This window comes from Lactonifactor longoviformis DSM 17459, from assembly GCF_900129135.1.
Taxonomy (GTDB): Bacteria; Bacillota; Clostridia; order Lachnospirales; family Lachnospiraceae; genus Lactonifactor; species Lactonifactor longoviformis.
This window is the reverse complement of record NZ_FQVI01000001.1, coordinates 67,538-83,682: the sequence shown is the minus strand read 5'-3', so window position 1 is coordinate 83,682 and position 16,145 is coordinate 67,538. Positions and strand designations below refer to the sequence as shown.

Annotated in this window: 6 protein-coding genes and 2 riboswitches; all 6 genes read left to right on the top strand. The window is 44.2% G+C overall.

The window, feature by feature from the left end; genetic code table 11:
• Positions 1-70: 70 nt before the first annotated feature.
• Complete coding sequence (locus BUA56_RS00275) at positions 71-472, top strand: RrF2 family transcriptional regulator (protein WP_072848135.1); 402 nt, start codon at positions 71-73, stop codon at positions 470-472.
• A gap of 172 nt (positions 473-644) precedes the next feature.
• Positions 645-4,187, top strand: coding sequence for a pyruvate:ferredoxin (flavodoxin) oxidoreductase (gene nifJ / locus BUA56_RS00270; protein ID WP_072848133.1), 3,543 nt, complete (start codon positions 645-647; stop codon positions 4,185-4,187).
• Between the two features lie 271 nt (positions 4,188-4,458).
• Positions 4,459-5,646 carry a hypothetical protein gene (locus BUA56_RS00265; protein ID WP_207650887.1) on the top strand — a complete coding sequence of 396 codons (1,188 nt, stop codon included), beginning with the start codon at positions 4,459-4,461 and terminating at the stop codon, positions 5,644-5,646.
• A 71-nt stretch (positions 5,647-5,717) separates the two neighbouring features.
• A riboswitch (cobalamin riboswitch) is annotated at positions 5,718-5,908 on the top strand.
• Between the two features lie 202 nt (positions 5,909-6,110).
• Positions 6,111-11,444 carry an Ig-like domain-containing protein gene (locus BUA56_RS00260; protein ID WP_072848129.1) on the top strand — a complete coding sequence of 1,778 codons (5,334 nt, stop codon included), beginning with the start codon at positions 6,111-6,113 and terminating at the stop codon, positions 11,442-11,444.
• Positions 11,445-11,647: 203 nt separating this feature from the next.
• Complete coding sequence (locus BUA56_RS00255; protein WP_072848127.1) at positions 11,648-12,529, top strand: hypothetical protein; 882 nt, start codon at positions 11,648-11,650, stop codon at positions 12,527-12,529.
• A 79-nt stretch (positions 12,530-12,608) separates the two neighbouring features.
• Positions 12,609-12,797, top strand: a riboswitch (cobalamin riboswitch).
• Positions 12,798-12,861: 64 nt separating this feature from the next.
• On the top strand, positions 12,862-16,145 hold a 3,284-nt coding region (locus BUA56_RS00250; protein WP_207650886.1), incomplete at its 3' end, for an InlB B-repeat-containing protein.

The following is a 16,145-nucleotide window of genomic DNA, read 5'->3' as shown; positions in this document are numbered from 1 at the left end:
CTGTAGAGCGAATGATGATAAATCAGTAAAATAGAAATAATATGCAAAAGAAAGGAATGGTGGGAAAATAATGTTAATAACCAGAGAATGCGATTATGCAGTTCGCATTGTACGGGCGTTATCTTCTGGAGGGCGTTCCTGCGTGAACGATATTTGCGGAAAGGAGGAGCTGACCCCTGCCTTTGTATATAAGATACTTAAGAAACTGGAAAAGGCGGGGATCGTACAAAGCTTCAGAGGCAGCAACGGAGGCTACGCCCTGTCTAAATCTCCGGCAGAAATTACACTTCTGGATCTCTATTTGGCTGTAGATGACGCATTCTATATGATTGAATGCCTGGATCCCAATAAACCCTGTCCCCGTGACACCGTGCATGCGCATTGCCAGGTCCACAAAGAATTATGCAGGATTCAGCAGCTGATGATGGACGAACTTAGCTCCAAATCTATGGCCGAAATCCTGGAAAGCTAGATTGTTTTTTTCAAAAAACATTGATGTTTCCAGTATTGAGGGGTTGGACATTCCTATGGGAACGTGCTATAATGTGGATTAGACTTCGGGTAGAAGTATGCAAACGGGAAACCTGCATCTGCAGGTCCAAAAGAACATTGTTCAGAACAATTTTCAAGGAGGAAAAGAACAAATGGCAAGAAAGATGAAAACTATGGATGGTAACCATGCTGCTGCACATGCATCCTATGCATTTACAGACGTGGCCGCTATCTATCCTATCACACCATCATCTGTGATGGCAGAAGCTACAGATGAATGGGCTACACAGGGAAGAAAGAACATTTTCGGACAGGAAGTACAGGTAACAGAGATGCAGTCTGAAGCAGGTGCGGCAGGTACTGTACACGGCTCTCTGGCAGCAGGTGCTCTCACAACTACTTATACAGCATCTCAGGGTCTGCTACTTATGATTCCTAACTTATATAAAATCGCCGGCGAGCAGCTTCCGGGTGTATTCAACGTATCTGCCCGTGCTTTAGCAAGCCATGCGTTATCCATCTTCGGAGATCATTCCGACGTATATGCGTGCCGTCAGACGGGCTGCGCGATGCTTTGTGAATCCAGTGTACAGGAAGTTATGGACTTGACGCCGGTTGCGCACTGTGCTGCAATCAAAGGAAAAGTTCCGTTCATCAACTTCTTCGACGGATTCCGTACTTCTCATGAGATCCAGAAGATCGAGACATGGGATTACGAAGATTTAAAAGAATTGGTAGATATGGATGCAGTAGACGCGTTCAGAACTCATGCGCTGAATCCAAATCACCCATGCCAGAGAGGTTCCGCTCAGAACCCAGATATCTTCTTCCAGGCAAGGGAAGCATGTAACCCATATTACAATGCATTACCTGCAATTGTACAGGAATACATGGACAAAGTGAATGCCAAAATCGGTACAGACTATAAATTATTTAACTATTACGGTGCAGAGGACGCAGAGCACGTAATCATTGCTATGGGTTCCGCCTGTGATGCAATCGAAGAAACTATTGACTACTTAACAGCGGCAGGCGAAAAAGTTGGTGTTGTAAAAGTTCGTCTTTACAGACCATTCTGTGCAGAGGCATTAATCAATGCAATTCCTGACACAGTAAAACAGATTTCCGTATTAGACAGAACAAAAGAGCCAGGTTCTCTTGGCGAGCCATTGTACTTAGATGTAGTTGCAGCTTTAAAGAATACCAAATTCGATGCAGTGCCTATTTTCTCCGGACGTTACGGCTTAGGCTCCAAAGACACAACACCTGCTCAGATCGTAGCTGTATATAAAAATACAGAAAAGAAGAAATTTACTATCGGTATCGTTGATGATGTTACGAATCTGTCTCTTGAGACAGGCGCTCCCCTTGTTACAACTCCGGAAGGAACCATTAACTGTAAGTTCTGGGGTCTGGGCGCAGATGGTACGGTAGGTGCCAACAAGAACTCCATCAAGATTATCGGTGATAACACAGATATGTATGCACAGGCATACTTTGATTACGATTCCAAAAAATCCGGCGGTGTGACAATGTCTCACTTACGTTTTGGTAAAAAAGCAATCAAATCTACTTATTTGATCCACAAAGCAAACTTTGTTGCCTGCCACAATCCTTCTTATGTGAATAAATACAACATGGTTCAGGAATTAGTAGACGGTGGTACCTTCTTATTAAACTGCCCATGGGATATGGAAGGCCTTGAGAAACATCTGCCAGGACAGGTAAAGAGCTTTATCGCAAATCACGGAATTAAGTTCTATATCATCGATGGTATTAAGATTGGTAAAGAAATCGGACTTGGCGGACGTATCAATACGGTTCTTCAGTCTGCATTCTTCAAACTGGCCAATATCATTCCTGAGGATCAGGCTATTGATCTGATGAAAGCAGCCGCTAAGGCTACTTACGGAAGAAAAGGCGATAAGATTGTTCAGATGAACTATGACGCCATTGACGCCGGTGCAAAACAGGTCGTAGAGATTCAGGTACCGGAATCCTGGAAGAGCGCTGCTGACGAAGGTCTGGCAATGACACATGCAGAAGGCGGCAGAAAAGACGTTGTAGATTTCGTTAATAATATTCAGAGCAAGGTTAACGCTCAGGAAGGTAACTCCCTGCCTGTATCTGCATTTACCGATTATGTAGACGGCAGTACACCATCCGGCTCATCTGCTTACGAGAAACGTGGTATCGCAGTAGATATTCCTGTATGGAACCCAGACAACTGTATTCAGTGTAACCGCTGTGCTTATGTATGTCCTCACGCTGTTATCCGTCCAATCGCTTTAACAGAAGAAGAGGCTGCTAACGCACCGGAGGGAATGAAGACATTGCCAATGACAGGTATGGCTGATTACAAATTCGCCATCTCAATTTCAGCCTATGACTGTACCGGATGTGGATCCTGTGCAAATGTTTGCCCGGGCAAGAAGGGTGCAAAAGCGCTTGCTATGGAAAACATGGAAGCCAACGCAGGAGAGCAGGTATACTTCGATTACACCAGAACACTTCCTGTAAAAGAAGATGTTGTCGCTAAATTTAAAGAAAATACAGTAAAGGGAAGTCAGTTCAAACAGCCATTGCTTGAGTTCTCAGGCGCTTGTGCAGGCTGTGGGGAGACTCCTTATGCCAAACTGATCACACAATTATTCGGTGACAGAATGTATATTGCGAATGCAACCGGATGCTCCTCCATCTGGGGTAACTCTTCACCATCCACACCATATACTGTAAATGCTAAGGGCCAGGGTCCTGCATGGTGCAACTCTCTGTTTGAAGACAACGCAGAGTTTGGATACGGTATGTTATTGGCTCAGAAGGCTGTGAGAAACGGTCTGAAAGCAAAAGTGGAAGATGTGGTTGCCAACGGAACAAACGAAGAAGTAAAAGCAGCAGGACAGGCTTGGTTAGACAGCTACAATTGCGGTGCTACCAACGGAACTGCTACGGACAAACTGATTGCCGCACTGGAAGCATGCGGATGCGAAAAAGGCCAGGAGATCTTAAAACAGAAAGATTTCTTAGCTAAAAAATCCCAGTGGATTTTCGGTGGAGACGGATGGGCTTATGACATTGGATTTGGCGGTGTTGACCATGTACTGGCAAGCGGACAGGATATCAACATTATGGTATTCGACACAGAAGTTTACTCCAATACCGGTGGACAGTCTTCAAAATCCACACCGACAGGAGCTGTGGCACAGTTTGCAGCAGGCGGTAAAGAGGTGAAGAAGAAAGATCTCGCTAGTATTGCCATGAGTTACGGCTATGTATATGTTGCTCAGATTGCTATGGGCGCTGATTATAATCAGACGGTAAAAGCGATTGCAGAGGCTGAGGCATATCCCGGACCATCTTTGATCATTGCTTATGCTCCATGTATCAACCATGGTATTAAGAAGGGCATGAGCAAAGCTCAGACAGAAGAAGAACTGGCTGTTAAGTCAGGATACTGGCATTGCTTCCGCTTCAATCCTGAATTAAAGGCAGAAGGAAAACCTGCATTCTCCTTAGACAGTAAAGCACCTACAGAAAGCTATCAGGAATTCCTGGATGGTGAGGTTCGCTACAATTCTCTGAAGCGTTCTAATCCTGAAAAGGCTGCAGTACTGTTTGAACAGTCTGAGAAGTTCGCGAAAGAAAGATATGAATACCTGAATAAGTTAATCACATTGTACGGTGGGGAGAACTAATTATCAGGAATAGATAACAAAAGCGTCGCTCTTGGGAGTGGCGCTTTTTTTCTTTTTGTCGGGTGATATTTCAGATGACATTTGACGTCAGTTGTGTTACGCTTGTAAAATGAAAAAAGACAGAAATGGAGAAGGAAAGCAGGAGATGTTACATAATATAAGTGCAGATGCCAGCTTGATAAGATACAGGATTTATTGCAGAAGTATAGAGCATACTAAGATAGCTGTGGGCCTCAGTGCAATAATTTTTATTTTCATACTTTTACTGTCAATGATTATATCCAAAACTGCAACTTTGGACTATGTGGACAACAAAACTGCACAAGAGGACAACACTATAGGAGATGAAATTCACGATCCGGAAATCCCCGCATTGTCCGTCTGCGGATATGCAGGACTTGGAATGCCCGGCCTACTGTCCACTGAAAAACCTGGAGGGGTAACTGAACCAGCCTCTTATTTGGAGACAGATAAGAATAACTTTATTAGTAAATCAGAAACAATTACAGAAGAGAGTATCTCTGTCTCTATATCCGAAATATCTGCGGGTACACCGGCATTTCCAGATTTATCAGGTTCGGAGGCTGAAACTGAAAATTCAGAGATTCTGCCTGCTGATACGAATGAGTCCAATACAAAGACGGATCCTTCAAGTTCCTTTATCTTCGATACGAGTATTCGAGATGGTATTTCTGTATATGATACCAAATATTCATTTCAGATTTCTTATCCCAAAGGCATCGTGGTTACAGAATGTAAGGTTTACGTAAACGGAAGAGAGACAGGTGTGTGCGAAGATTCTATGTGGACAGTTGATCTTCTGCCTAACCAGTCAAATGATATATTGATAAAGGTGAGTTATAAATCCTCGGACGGAGAGATACTATCTGTAAGTAAAACCTACAATGTTCCCACAATTATCTCTCCTATGGAGCTGGTGACAAATCTGGCAGAACCGGAGGTCGGGCTTTATACCAGAGAAAAGTATGAATTCTATGCATACGGTGTAAGAAATGACAGAGAATACACAGTAGAAGTATATCTCAGGGACAAACTTTTGGCGACTGAAGCAGATGGGAAGACCTACATAGCTAAGATGACGGATGGTGATAATGTAATCAAAATTCGTATGCTCTGGGACGGCAAAGTGATTGAGGAGAGGGAAGTTTTGATTTTGTGTTGGATTATGCCGGAAGCCGAGGCTGTATTCTATTCTCCTATGGGAGAAGGAACGGTAACGGATCCCGAATATGTTTTCACTTATATCGTGAGGAATGTGGATACATTTGAACCTGTTCCATCTGTAGTGTATCTAAACAACGAACTACTATCATGCAGCGAGGACGGAAGTTATCACGTACTTCTGAAACCAGGGGATAATGTGATAAGAATTAATTGGTACAGCAGTGACGGGGAATCTTTTTCAGAGGCAAAGGGAGTTACCTATATTCCTGAGTAGGATATAGAGGTGAGTGGTTTACAATGTTATGATTGCGAAAATAATGTTTTTATGATATATTTTATATGAACAAGGATAATACTGATATGGTCTGATGGCAGTTAGTTTAGCTGTAATCAGCAAAAGGGAATCCGGTGAAATTCCGGAACAGTCACCACTACTGTAATGCGGACAAGAGGGCCAATACCACTGGAAGAATTCCGGGAAGGGGTCTTTGAGGAGGAAGCGGAGTCAGGATACCTGCCATATTCAGGAAGAGAGCAATAGTTCCGGGTGAAGGAAGTATGCTTTTTTTCGTGCACAAAATCAGAGAGAATAAAGGGTTCTTCTGCTTACAAGGCGGAAGGCCCTTTTCTAGTTTGGCGAAAAAAAGAACCGGGAAATATGTGGGAGGTGGTTGACAAAAAGAAAGAAATCAAAAAGAAAGAAATGCCAGATTAAATAAAACAAGGAGGGAAGTCAAAATGAAAAAAATGAGAAGAGTTTTGGGGATGTTGACTGCTGTTATACTATGTATCACCTCCATCCCTGTACCGGCAGCTGCAGACAGCAGCGTGCCAATTGGAGAAGTTTATGTAAGTATTGAGGACACAGTGCCTACACCGGCAGGAGAAACCTATCCGGATCCCAGAGGTGTTATGGCAGAAGGATGGGTAGACCTCTATCAGACAGACAGCACTATGGATGTGATTGTAAGATTGGCCGAGGCCAACGGTATGGAAGTAGTGGGGGCAGAGAGCAATTACATATCATCCATAGGGGGTCTGGCCGCTTTTGACCGGGGAAGCGGAAGCGGCTGGATGGGAACCATCAACGACTGGTTTACTAATGCCGGGTTTGGAGACTTTACAGTGGAAAGCGGAGGACTGGGGGACGGGGATACCGTATCTATCCTTTATACACTGAATTACGGCGAGGACGTTGGAAGTTCCTGGAGCAATAACAATAAAACACTGAGCGCGTTAGAATGCAGTGAGGGAGAACTGGAACCGGCATTTTCGGGGGACGTGAAAGAGTATACTCTTACGGTCCCTGAGGGAACGAAAAGTGTTACAGTGACTCCTACGGCTGTCAATAAGAATTTTCAGGTTAGATCCAGTGTAGATGGGACAGAGTACAAAAGAACTCAGGATATACCGGTAGAAAATGGAACAGTGATAACTGTCAAATGCGGAGATCCTGCCTGGCCGTCTATGAATAACCAGGCCGGAGGAGACGGGGCTCAAACCCCGGCAGAGGTGTATAGCATCACAGTACAGACCGGGGAAGTGAATCATCCGCCTAAGCTTCAAGAGGGAGTAGCCCCCAAAGCAGAAGCTAATCTGGATCTGGGACAGGCCTATACTGCGGAGCTTTCTACTATTTTTACTGACGAGGATCAGGATGAATTAAACTATAAAGTGAGTATAAACGGCAATGCCCCCGTGGAAGCAGAGGCATCTTATAGTTATCAGCCTGACAAGGCAGGAACTTCCACTCTGACTTTTACAGCTAATGACGGTTCTGTTGATTCTTCCCAGACCTATACGGTGACGCTTCATATAAAGGATAAGTCAGTCACAGATGCGGATCTGTTAGAGCAGATTGAATCCAAATTATATAACCTACGTCCTACGTATGGAACGGACAGTAATATGGTTACAATGATGGAAGAGAAGATAAAATCTATGAATATAGAAGGAACAGAAAATGTTCAGGTATCCATTTTATCTTCTTCAGATTCTCATGTTGCGGCAGATGGTGCGATTACCTATTATAATTTTGATGACTATGCAAACGCCGGATTTTCTTCTGTTTATCAGGTAAATGTGGATGTTGTCTATCACCTGGTCTTAAATGACACAGAAAAGGATATTACTAACAGAGCTTTGATCGGCTGGGATGGACAGGCTGTTAAAGATAAGCTTGAACAGGAAGAACTGCCTAAAGTAACAGAGGATTCTATAAAGGGCGAAAACGTTAATCTGCAGGAAGTGACATCCGATCTTGATTTGCCCCAGATACTGGGAGGTAGTTACCGAAACAGTCTGACACAGATCACCTGGACTTCCTCTAATCCAGAAATTATTGAGATTGTAAAGAATGGATACGACTGGGATTATAATAATTATACAGGGAAAGTTATCATTCCGTCTTCGGATACCCAGGTGACGCTGACCGCTGCGTTTACATTTACGAAGACCAACAGTACCTATGAAGAGGATATCATCCTGACGAAAAAATTTCAGGTTGCTGTAAAGAAAACCGGAGGGGATGAGGAAGAACAGCGGGCGCAGATGCAGCAAAAGCTGGATACATCTTATACAGCAGAACAGTTAAAAGATTTTATTACGAAAGAACCTTTGGACTGTGACGCTGTCACCGGGGATATGAAGCTGCCGGTTCCAAGCCAAATCGGTTTTGACAGTAATAAAGAAATAAAAGTAACCAGCAGCAATACCGATGTAATGACCATCAACGGATACCGCACATATGTCTATCAGCCGCTGCCGGGCAGTCCTGCCTCAGAGGTAAATCTGGTGATTACTTATACGAAAGATGGAATTAGTGTCTATAAGGAAATTCCACTGAAAATACAGCCCTTATCCCAGGAAGATATAGACAGTGAAATCACTCTTATGGAAAAGGCAAAAGCATCCTACTTTGAAGGAATTAATGACGGGAGGAATCTTTCCAAAGATAAGGTAACTGAGAGCCTTCATGGATTCCGTGAGGTTAGCTGGAACGAGGATCAAACAGCATTGCAGTGGTCCTATCATATTAACGATGATACGGGGAAGGGCATTCAGCCGGTGGACATTAATCCGGATGATCAGATGGGAACCAGTGGCTACCGGACCTTTAAGTCCAGCAATACATCAGTGATCACCCATGAGAATCTACTGGTGACAAGACCGGAAAATAACACTTCCGTAACAATTTCCTCTGTTTTATCCAGCATAAAATATGAAAAATATGCGGAGAAGTATCCGGAATCTGAAGATCTGCAGAAGTTATACAGACAGCCAGTATCTGTTGATGTAACCGTAAAAGGGACAAAAATGACTCCAGCCTCTGTAAGCGATGGCAGTGCAAAGAGAATCAGCAGCACAGAAGCCGAGATAAGCTTTACCTCTGATACGGAAGGAACCTATTATTATCAGGTAACCGAGGAAGGCAGCCCGGCGCCGGAGATTGATACCAGCGGCGATGGGACGGCAGCGGTGGAAGGGGTAAATTCTTTTACTGTGAAAGAACTCGCAGAAGGGGCGGCAGAGCTGTTTCTGACTGTGAAAAATGAGGCTGGAATCAGTGAAGTACTTAAAGTAAGAATTCCTGATTATGTTGATTTGACCGCAAAATTAATCAAAGATCCCAAACTGAGTACAGGAATCTTCTGGACTCCTCTGTTTGAGAGACGTATGAACGACAATAAGGGGGCAAGATTTGCGTATGTTCATCTGCCTTTAGGTACGGATACATTTGAATTTACTTTCCGGGTATCGGAGGAAGATGTGGAGGTCTATGACAGCGAAGGAAATAAAATGGTTCCGGACAGTGAAGGAATCTATAAGATGAGCATAGATGTGACCTCAGCAGCTGACGGCGATATTTACCTTCCTCAATGGCTTATGGGCTTAGGCGGACAGTCGGTAAACTTTCAGATGAAAGCAGGGGATCAGACCGCCAGCTACAGACTGAATGTTGTTAGGAAAAATCTTCGCACAGATCTGGAAGTGGTAGACTATTTCTGCATAGGCTCTCAGTATACGAATATGGGCAATTATGGTTTATTCCCGGAGCGTTCGCTGATGGGAGGGGCCAGCTGGAATACCCCTATCTCTCTGGGAGGATTCGGGGGATATATAACATATAAATTCGCAAATCCTGTGAAAAACGATCCGGCCAATCCCTACGGAATAGATTTTATTGTCTACGGCAACTCCAATGGGGGAGGAGGCTTTTCAGAGCCGGGTAATGTGATGGTTTCGGAGGATGGAGAAAACTGGTACATGCTGGCCGGATCGGATTATTTTGACGACAATACAGTATGGAATTATCAGCTCACATACAGCAAAGGTGAATCTAACGGTAAAAACAATAAAATCGATTGGACGGATATGTACGGAAATACAGGGACAATGGGTTTGGGAATGCATCCTCCCAAAAATGAATATTATCCTAACGCGGAATTTGACGCTGACAAGCCTGTAACAGTTACGGGCGCACTTCTGAAAAGCGATGCCAAAGACGATTATGGCACAGCGGCTGCAGCATTTCCTGATTTCGGATACGCGGATGTACATACGAACTCTAAATCCGTTGGAGGAACAGGTGAAAACGTTACGGTTACGGGAGAGGCAGGAAATCCCTACGGCACAGACCGGGAAGGTTACGGCGATGGCTTTGATTTGGACTGGGCTGTAGATGGAGAAGGAAATCCAGTTCATCTGGACCGTATCCGGTACGTCAAAATTCAGACGGCATCTCATGTGGACGGAGGTGCAATCGGTGAAAAATCTACAGAGGTTAATTCAATAGTCACCGCTGCACAAGAAGACAAAGAAGTAGGAAAGACGAATGCACCTGCTAGTATTACGGTAAACGGAGAGACCTTAGCAATGCAGGAGGGAGTGGACACCTATAAGGTAAAAGCAGACGATGGGAAAGTAACCGTCGCTGTGGATGCTCCGGACGCTGCCAATGTCTACATCAATAATCAGAGGGGAAAAAGCAGAACTTTTGAAACCATGCCCCGGGAAGGAATTATTCGGGTAATTGTGCAGGAAGAGGAGAAAGAACCGGTTATCTATTATATTAATTCTCTGAAACCAGAAGAGCTTGTAAGTGAAGTAGCCTTGAATCATACAAACCTTTCCTTAGGAAAGGGAGGAAGTGTCCGGCTGAAAGCAGTAATAACTCCGGATACAGCTTTGGATAAAAAGGTAAGCTGGAGTTCTTCTAACCCTGCGGTAGCTTCCGTAGATCAAACTGGTATGGTTACTTCCGGCAAAGAGGGAACTGCTGCGATTTCGGTTACTTCCAATGACGGTGGAAAAACGGCAGAGTGTAAAGTGACAGTTAACTTTGGCGGAACCTGGAAAAAGGACGGAAAAGGCTGGTGGTATGGGTATAATGACGGTTCATGGCTCTCCAACTGCCGGATGAAGATAGGAAAAGGATATTATGCCTTTGATGCGGCGGGATATATGAAGACCGGATGGGTATCTCTGGGTGGAAGATGGTCTTACCATACGGCAGAGGGTTCTGCGCTTATCGGCTGGCAGAAAATTGACGGCAAGTGGTATTATCTGAAGAATGACAGCCTGATGTCTGCCGGATGGCTGAAGCAGGGAAATACCTGGTACTACCTGAATGGAAGCGGCCAGATGCAGACTGGCTGGTATAAGGTGGGAAGTACTTGGTATTACAGCAATGGAAGCGGAGCCATGCTGACCGGCTGGCAGAAAATAGGAGGAACCTGGTACTATCTGAGAGAGAGCGGGGCAATGGCCACTGGCTGGATCCAGCTGTCGGGTAAATGGTACTATCTGAACGGAAGCGGAGCGATGCAGACTGGCTGGTATAAGGTTGGAAGTACCTGGTATTACAGCAATGGAAGCGGAGCGATGCTAACCGGCTGGCAGAAAATAGGGGGAACCTGGTACTATCTGAGAGAGAGCGGGGCAATGGCCATCGGCTGGCTCCAACTGTCCGGTAAGTGGTATTATCTTCAGAAAAGCGGGAAAATGGCTTCTGATTCGTGGGTAGGCAGGTACTATGTAAACAAGTCAGGAGTATGGACGAAGACAAGATAGACAGACAGCTAACATGAAAAAGAGAGGGCGACCTCTCTTTTTCTTAAATAGATATACGGATAAAAACAAAAAAAGTCATACAAAAAATATATGTGTAAATAATCTAAGACATTTTAGCCGGCCTTATGGTAGAATTATAGAAAAAGGGTTTCGCAAAGGATTTTACCATAAAGAGAAAGGACATCCTGTACCATTTGAGCCCAATGAAGACATATGGTATTGCCGGATTCCCCAAAAGTGGCTGGCAGAAGGTGATACTATCTGAAAATAGATGGAAAGGAAAATGTTTTGCTTTTGGGCAGAAACAAGTATTTAAGGACATGAAGGTGAAAGAAAAAAAGGGCACAATAACAGCATTTATTATATATGTGATAACAGTACTACTTTTGTTTTATATCACTAATTTTAGGCTCGGAGGAGCTGTTGAAACCGGTCTGGTGTGGATTGCAGCCATACCTCCTGTATATGGCTTCTTCTATACAAAAGAAAAAAGAGCGCAGGAAAAGCTTACGGCAGAAGGAGCGGAGATACCAGAACTTAAAATATTTTCCATTATTAGCGCTATAGTGATTATGTTATGGACGGTGAGCTGGGCGAGGAATATGATTACAAATCCTCATGATATGAAAGGATACTTTGCCATACCGTTTGTATGTTCTGTTGGTATATATGCAGCAGGGAAAAAGTATCTGCGTTTCTTCATGGCTGTTAAGCTCTCATTTCTGGTAAGCTTGTGTTATGCGGGAATTATACTTACGGCAGGGATTTATTTGATACTCACAGACGTATCTACAGTAGAAGAAACAAAGTCGGATCTTCAGAATCAGGGCTATTATAAAGTAATATATACAGGAGCAATGGGAGCGGGCAATCTGGAGAAAATAGGGATATATCCCAGTACTTCCTCTGAAGAGAAGGATGCGTGCAAATATTATCTGTTTACGGGGGAGAAGGAGGGCGGGACGTATGGGCTTGTAACTGATATATGGGATGGAACCATGGAAGCACAGTTAGATTTAAGCCTGGGATGTTCCCCGGAACAAGCTCTGGCTTTTTATGAGGCTTATCCATTTCAGAAATATTAAAAGAGAATAAAATTTAAAAAAGAAGTACAATGAAATGTGGAATGTTTTTAACCAATATGGTATAATTAGGCAGTAAAGTAAAAAGAATAAACGGTATGGTCTGTGCTCAGCAATGAGTCAGTTTACAGGGAATCCGGTGAGAATCCGGAACAGCCTTTCTCTACTGTGTGAGGGACGAAAGCAGCGTAAAACCACTGGAACTATCCGGGAAGGTGCTGCTGGTAGGAAGAACTCAAGTCAGGATATCTGGCATACTGCGTGAAAAAAGCATCTGTTAGTAAAGACAGAGCTTTTCTTTTTATGCATAAAAGAAAAGGAGGACGAGAAAAAGAATGAAGAATCAAAGACATGGAAGACGTTTTTGCGCCTGGATATTAGTAGTTATGCTTTTATTCGGCAGCTTTCCGGCCAACATATCTGCTGAGGCGTGGGATTCCAAAGGAGATGCGCCCAAAGAGATGGATATTCGGTTTTGGGAAGATGAATCCCCGGACATAGGATTCTATTTGAATGCTGCAGCCCGGTATATTCTTGAGACAGTGCCGGAACCCACGTTTGGAACTTCCGGAGGAGAATGGTCTGTTATGGATCTGCTGAGAGGGATGTACACAGGAAGCGATTATATGAATTACATACCAGAGGGGTATTTCGATCAGTATATTGAGAAAGTGGAGACATATACTGTTGATTGTGAAGGAATCCTGCATGATAAAAAAAGTACGGAATACAGTCGTGTATTTCTTTCCTTGACTGCACTTGGCTATAACGTGTCCAATGTGGCCGGGTATGATTTTATCGATAAGCTTTCCCAGTCTTATAAGTATGCGGTTTGGCAGGGACTAAACGGTCCCGTGTGGGAGCTCATTGCTCTGAATACCGGGGACTATTCTTTATATGATTCTCCTTCAGAGGGTACACCTGAAGATTATAATACCAAGGGGAAGATGATTGATGAAATACTGAGACAGGAAATCACCACCAATGCAGGAGTAAAGGGGGGCTGGGCGCTGAGTGGCAAGACTCCGGATCCCGATATGACAGGTATGTCGTTACAGGCTTTAGCTCCATATTATCTGGACAGCGGGTTATATGAACAGACAGGGGCAGGGACTGATTATGAGGAATTCTGCACTGCAGTAGAGCGAGGGATTGCTGCGATGGCAGATATGCAGCTTGCACATGGCGGTTTTGCCTCCTGGGGGACTGTAAACTCAGAATCTGCCGTACAGATCATTGTGGCCCTTACGGCTCTGGATATAAACCCCCTGGAGGACAATCTGTATCTGGAGAGGATTGGCAGAACGGTAAGCTTTGTGAAAGAGGGCGGAGTACATGACGGAGTGTACACAGATAATATGATAGATTATCTTCTGACATTTTGGGCTTACGGCAGTGGAACTTCACCGGAAGTGGGGGGATTTAAACATGTAACAGAGGGGTATGACGGCGGAGGCGGCTCCGGAACGGCAGTGAACGGAATGGCAACAGATCAGGCATTGTATGGATTGATTGCGTATGACCGTTATCTAAAAGGAGAACTGCCCCTTTACGATATGCGGGATATGTGCAGTGGTGAATATCAGTGGATGGAGCCGCAGCAATATGAGATTACCTATGACGGAAATGGTGAAAGTGATACAGAACAGGATTGGGCATCTCCCTATGCAGCTCTTACACTGCCCGCCGGCAAAGATGCATCTGGAAAAGCGTTTGCAAGTTGGAATACAAGTCCGGATGGAGACGGTACATCTTATAAGGCAGGAGAAGTGTTATCCATGCCTGAACATAATATAACGCTTTATGCGCAGTATGCGGAAAGCTATACCATTGATCTGCAAACCAACGGGGGAAGCCTGGTGGGATATGATGTACCGGAATCTTATACCTCTGGTGACAGCGATATCCTGCTTCCTGACAGCAGTCAGATCATCCGCAAAGGATATATATTTGACGGCTGGTTTGACAACGAGAATCTGGCGGGACAGAAAGTAACGCAGATTACCACCGGAAGTACAGGGAATAAAAAATATTATGCCAAGTGGAATCTGGATGAAACTCCGGTTGCCCGATTATCAGATACAGTTCGCGGGTGGGTAATAGAAGAACTTACCCTGGAAGATAAAGAGACAGTAAGTGCTGCCAGAACATTATATAACTCCATGATTCAGGAACAGCAGAATCGTGTAGATAATACAATCCTTCAGAAGCTGGTAAGCGCGGAAGAAAAGATAAAAAGGCTGGAAGAGGAACTCACATTAGACACAGTCAAAAAAGAGGCAAAACAATCATTAAGCAGTTACAAAGATCCAGAAGATTATCGTACTGCCCAGCAGAAGGAGCTAAAAGAGGCCATAGAGGCAGGGGAAGCTGCTATAGATGCGGCTGAGGACGCATTGGGGGTTGATACAGCTCTTAAAAATGCTATGAAGGCGATAGACCAGATAGAGACAGCTCAGCAGATGAATGACAGGGAGTTGGCTGAGGCTAAGTCCAGTGCCAAAACTCAGCTGGAAAATTATAAAAATCCGGATGACTACAGATCTGCTCAGAGAGAAGAACTAAATGAGATTCTGGAAAATGGAAAGCAGATGATAGAAAATGCGGATACGATATCTGATGTAAAAACAATTACTGATGCTGTCAAGGACAAAATGGATGCTGTGAAAACGAATGCCCAGCTGTCAAAAGAAGAGTTAGATGCCGCGAAGGATGAGGCAAAGAATGAACTGAGAAGCTATAAAAAGTCTGAAGATTACAGGGAAGAACAGAAAAAGGAACTGAGCAAGGCTATCTCTAATGGAGAAAATGCCATTGATTTGGCAGAGAGCAAGACAGAGGTTGCAAGCGTTCTAGAGATTGCGAAACAAAATATAGATGCAATCAAAACAGATAAACAGTTAACCCAGGAAGAACTGATTGCTGCAAAAGAAAAAGCCAGGGAGGAATTATCTTCTTATAAAAATCCGTCCGACTACAGGGAGGCCCAGAGAGAAGAATTGGCAAAAGCAATTGAGGCGGGAAACCAGGCTATTGATAAAGCATCGGAGATAACCGGTGTGCATGCTGCTGTAAAAGCTGCCAAAGAAGTAATAGATGCCATTAAGACGGATGAGCAAATGAGTCAGGAAGAAACTATACAAAAGATTGTTCTGGATCGGACGAGTGTTGTTCTGAATAAGAAGGGGTCTGTGACATTAAAGGCTGAGATTTTTCCTGAGACTGTATTCAACAAAAATGTGGTTTGGAGTTCCTCTAATCCCAAAGTGGCAGCTGTAGATAAAAATGGAAAGGTCACAGCAGGAGAAGAAGGTACGGCTAACATTACGGTAACAGCAGAAAACGGTAATATAACGGCTGTGTGCAAAGTGACAGTTACTTATCAAGGAGCCTGGAAACAAAACAGCAGAGGCTGGTGGTACCGTTACAGTGACGGAACCTGGCCCGCGGACTGCCGCATTAAAATAGGCACATATTATTATGCCTTTGATGCAGACGGCTACATGAAAACCGGGTGGGCATATATCGGAGGAAGATGGTCCTATCACAGGACAGACGGAGGAGCGCTCACAGGCTGGCAGAAAATAGGGAATACGTGGTACTATCTGAATACAAACAG

Coding starts and splice junctions, on each gene's coding strand:
- BUA56_RS00275 (WP_072848135.1), top strand. CDS start 71: ATGTTAATAACCAGAGAATGCGATTATGCAGTTCGCATTGTACGGGCG.
- nifJ (WP_072848133.1), top strand. CDS start 645: ATGGCAAGAAAGATGAAAACTATGGATGGTAACCATGCTGCTGCACAT.
- BUA56_RS00265 (WP_207650887.1), top strand. CDS start 4,459: ATGATTATATCCAAAACTGCAACTTTGGACTATGTGGACAACAAAACT.
- BUA56_RS00260 (WP_072848129.1), top strand. CDS start 6,111: ATGAAAAAAATGAGAAGAGTTTTGGGGATGTTGACTGCTGTTATACTA.
- BUA56_RS00255 (WP_072848127.1), top strand. CDS start 11,648: ATGAAGACATATGGTATTGCCGGATTCCCCAAAAGTGGCTGGCAGAAG.